General features: G+C 68.2%; 2 protein-coding genes and 4 pseudogenes. All 6 read right to left on the bottom strand.

All coding sequences use genetic code 11. The features are described from left to right. Positions 1 to 173: 173 nt before the first annotated feature. Complete coding sequence (locus ENN83_RS16700; protein ID WP_287188947.1) at positions 174 to 833, bottom strand: Cache 3/Cache 2 fusion domain-containing protein; 660 nt, start codon at positions 831 to 833, stop codon at positions 174 to 176. Positions 834 to 857: 24 nt separating this feature from the next. Further along, positions 858 to 1085, bottom strand: coding sequence for a hypothetical protein (locus ENN83_RS16695; RefSeq protein ID WP_287188945.1), 228 nt, complete (start codon positions 1083 to 1085; stop codon positions 858 to 860). Between the two features lie 135 nt (positions 1086 to 1220). Then, positions 1221 to 1682: pseudogene (locus ENN83_RS16690) on the bottom strand (transglutaminase-like domain-containing protein); the annotation flags it as partial. Between the two features lie 36 nt (positions 1683 to 1718). Further along, positions 1719 to 2111: pseudogene (locus tag ENN83_RS16685) on the bottom strand (alpha-E domain-containing protein); the annotation flags it as partial. A gap of 16 nt (positions 2112 to 2127) precedes the next feature. Beyond that, positions 2128 to 3258, bottom strand: a pseudogene (locus ENN83_RS16680) (circularly permuted type 2 ATP-grasp protein); the annotation flags it as partial. Continuing rightward, positions 3232 to 4010: pseudogene (locus tag ENN83_RS16675) on the bottom strand (transglutaminase family protein); the annotation flags it as partial. The pseudogenes ENN83_RS16680 and ENN83_RS16675, both read right to left, overlap by 27 nt.

The following is a 4010-nucleotide window of genomic DNA, read 5'->3' as shown; positions in this document are numbered from 1 at the left end:
GGTCCGGTGCGACAGATCCTCCGACGCCCCGCCGATCTCCTCGGCCCGGGCATGGATCTCGGTGGCGTTCTCCTCGATCGAGGCCAGCATCTCGTTCAGCGTCACGACCGTCGCGTTGAAATCGGCCCGCAGCCCTTCGTAATCGGCGGGGAAAGGCGTCTCGATCAGATGGGTCAGATCGCCTGAGGCAAGACGTTCCAGCCCGCCGCGCAGGGTCTGGACCGCCCCGGCGCCCTCTGCTGGCGTTGCCGTGCCTCTGCGTCGAGAAGGCGGGCCGCGGCGAGTTTCTCGCGAAACTCATCCGCGCTGCGGGTGATCGCGCCGATCTCGTCCCGGCGGTCTGCATGGGGCACCCCGGTGTCCAGATCGCCGCCCGCCATGCGTTCGACTGCCTGCCCAAGGACGGGACGTGGCCGGAACAGGACGGTCAGCAGCCCCAGCAGCAGCCCCACGCCCAGCGTGATCAGCAGCGTCGACGCGATCAGGCCGGTACGCCGTTGCGCGGCAGTCGCGCTGTCGATCCGGCTCCGGTCGATGCCGAGATAGAAGATCCCCAGAACCTCGCCCGCGGAGGAGACGATGGGCTGATAGAGGGTGAGGTAGGGCTTGCCCAGGATCGTCGCCGCGCCGGAACAGGCCTGCCCCTGCAGCATCGCGGCATGGACGGGATTGTCGCGCCCCAGCACTGTGCCGACCGCGCGGGTGCCATCGTCCTTGCGGATGTTGGTGGCGACGCGCACGAACTCTTGCCGGGCCGCGTCCCGGGCGAAGAGCGTCGCGGTCTTGCCCGAGATTGCACCGGCGCGGTCGATGGCCGCGTGATCCTCAAGCACGGGAATCCGGTCCCAGGTGACCCGTTACACGGTGCCGTCCGCGGCGGTCGAAACCTCGAGCCCGTCGAAGCCGGACCGGAACTGGTCGACGACGATTCGCAGCAAGGTCGCCTGGCGGCCGAGCGCCGCCTCATGCATCGCCTGCGCGGATTGGTGCAGCAGAATCGCCGACTGGGCGATGCAGCGCGCAAGAAACAGAAAACCGGTGCCCAGCGCCAGCAGGGCCTTCAGCGAGAGATGTTTGTGCAGCATTCCTGATCCTTGCGACAGCGTCCGGCGCCGTCATGTCTTCCGGAGGTTGAGTTCCCATGGAAATCCGGCCTGAATTGGCTGGTGACGCGGCAACCGCGCGTCATCGGCGCCAGGCCGGAGCCGGTGACGGAAGGGTCAGCCGGACCGCCCCGCGCAGGGGATCACGTCGACCTTGTGCGAGGTCGTGTGGGTGCCTTCGGACCTGAGCGAGCCGCGGACCGGCGCGTCATCGGCGTAATCGCGTCCGATGGCGACGGCGACATGATCAGCGCCCACCAGCAGGTTGTTGGTCGGATCGATCTCGATCCAGCCGGTTTCGGCGCCGCACCAGGCACGCACCCAGGCATGCATCGCGTCCGCGCCTTCCAGCCGGGGCTGGCCCGGCGGGGGCCTTGTGCGCAGGAAGCCGCTGACATAGCCCGCCGGAATGCCGACCGCCCGCAGCGCGGCGATCGTGACATGGCTGATGTCCTGGCAGACGCCGCGGCGTGCCTCGAAGGCCGCGATGGGCGGGGTCGTGACCTCGGTGGCCTCGGGGTCGAACTCGAACCTTTCATGCAGTTCGTGCGCGATGGTGCGGGTCGCGGCCAGCGCCGACAGCATCTGGTCGGCCCGTTCCCGCGCGCGCCCCATGGTCAGGAAGCGCCATCCGGCAAAGCGGAACATGTTGTCATGCACGAACCCGGCAGAACCCGCGAGCTTGCGCCACGGCTCGGTCATCCGCCGCGCGGCCTCGTCGCCCGGGCGCACCCGGTTGAACATGCCGCGCGCGGTAAAGGCCAGATCGGTCAGCGCGTGCCAGCCATCGGTCGAGAACCGGTCGCGCACCTTGCCCGCGCAGCCCTGCGCGGCATCGAAGAGTTCCAGAACGGCCATGGGCACCGGCTCGTCCGGATCGACGCCGAAGCCTTCGAGATAGCGTTCCAGATGGTCGATCAGCGGCATCTCGCGATGGCTGACCTCCTCGAGCCGCAGGTGATAGGCGCGCAGTTCGCGCACCCGCGCCTCGGCCCGTTCGTTCGACATAGCGGCCCAGCCAGTAGAGATTGTCCGCCGCGCGGCTTGGCAGCACGCCCGGCAGGCGGCGCACGAAGGGGCCGTCCTGCCGCAAGGAAAGGCTTTCGGCAATCACGGGGGCGTCGCTGACCACCCAGACATCGGCAACCGAACCGCCATTCTTCATCGACAGCGCCGTCGGATCCTCGGTGCGCCCGATCCTGGCATAGCCGCCCGGCATCACGGTCCAGCCCTCGGGGGTTCGCGCCAGGAAGACCCGGATCAGCGCCGGCCGCGGCACCAGGTCGGTGCCGATCATCGCAGGCGTGGTGGACAGCGTAACCGCCTCCTGCCCGACCAGGTTGGCGCCATCCGTCTCGAGCCAGTCGCCGATGGGCTTTTGCGCAGAGCCGCGGAAATCGCCGCCCAGTGCGGTCAGGGCATCGACCTCGAAGGGCAGATCGGTCGACAGCGCCCGCCCGATCATCATGCGTTGCAGGTTGTCGTAGACGAATCCCCGCTCGGCCGTCTGTCCGCACCACCAGGTCACGATATTGGAGATCTTCAGCGGCTGGCCGGTCAGCCGTTCGCAGATCCGCGGCAGGAAGGCCATCATCGCGCGGGCCTCGAGCACGCCTGAGCCGAAGCAGTTCAGCATGGTCAGTTCCCGCGCGCGCAGTGCGGCGACCATGCCCGGCGTGCCCAGCGCCGAGCTTTCGTCCAGTTCCAGCGGATCGGCAAAGCGCGAATCGAGCCGCCGCCACAGCATGCTGCCCGGTTGCAGCCCGTCGATGGTGCGCACCTTAAGCCTGCCCTGTTCGGCCTTGAGATCCTCGCATTCCAGCAGCGGGAAGCCCAGACAGCGCGCCATATGGGCATGCTCGAAATAGGTATCGGTATGCTGGCCCGGCGTCAGGATCGCCACCCGGCTGTCGGTTTCGCCCCACAGCCCGTTCATCGCGTCGCGAAACGCCCGGAATAACCCGGCCAGACGGCGGACATTGGCGTTGGGAAAGAGGTCGGGAAAGACCCGGGCCGTGGCCATCCGGTTTTCCAGCGCGAAACCCGAGCCGGAGGGCGCCTGCGTCCGGTCGCCCAGCACCAGCCAGGATCCGTCCGGCGAGCGGTCGACCTCGAAGGCCAGGAAATGCAGGAAATGGCCTGTGGGGTCCGTCAACCCGCGGGCAAAGACGCGGGCGATGCGGGCGCGTTCCTCGGGGCCTTTCAGTTTCGAGTTCTCGGGCGTGACATTCTCGGGCGGGCTGCCTTCCTTGATGATCCATTCGGCGGGAGCCTCGCAGGCGGGCAGTACCATCTCGGGTTCGATCCCCAACCGCCCGGCGATCCCCTTCAGCAGCCTGTCGGTCTCCTCGGGCCCCGCCCCGGTCTGCGCCGTTTCCTCGGCGGTGAGGTCCGGGTTCTTTCAGATCGGCTTGCCGTCGTGGCGCCAGTAGAGCGAGAACGTCCAGCGCGGCAGTGTCTCGCCCGGATACCACTTGCCCTGCCCGTAATGCAGGAAGCCGCCGGGCACGAACCGGTCGCGCAGCCGCCGGATCAACTGGTCGGCCAGCCCGCACTTCATCGGGCCGACAGCGGCAATGTTCCATTCCTCCGATTCGAAATCGTCGATCGACACGAAGGTGGGTTCCCCCCCCATCGTCAGCCGCATGTCACCGGCCTTGATCGCGGCATCGACCTGATGGCCGAGCGCGTCGAGCGCCTGCCATGGCTCGTCCGAAAAGGGCTTGGTGATGCGGGGATGTTCGGCGGTGCGGTGCACCTCCATCTGAAAGGTGGAATCGACCTCGGCGGGACTGGCCATGCCGGTGATCGGCGCGGCGTTGCGGTAATGCGGCGTCGCGGCCAGCGGCACATGGCTTTCGCCGGTCAGAAGCCCGCTGGTCGGGTCCAGCCCGGTCCAGCCCGCGC

The organism is Rhodovulum sp., from assembly GCF_011048875.1.
In the GTDB taxonomy this organism is placed as follows: Bacteria; Pseudomonadota; Alphaproteobacteria; order Rhodobacterales; family Rhodobacteraceae; genus Rhodovulum; species Rhodovulum tesquicola.
Note: the sequence above shows the minus strand (reverse complement) of the source record. Positions and strands in the feature narration are given on the sequence as shown.

What these genes read in the sequence shown, in the direction of transcription:
- ENN83_RS16695 (WP_287188945.1), bottom strand. Translation starts at nt 1,085, where the DNA reads ATGCTGCACAAACATCTCTCGCTGAAGGCCCTGCTGGCGCTGGGCACC.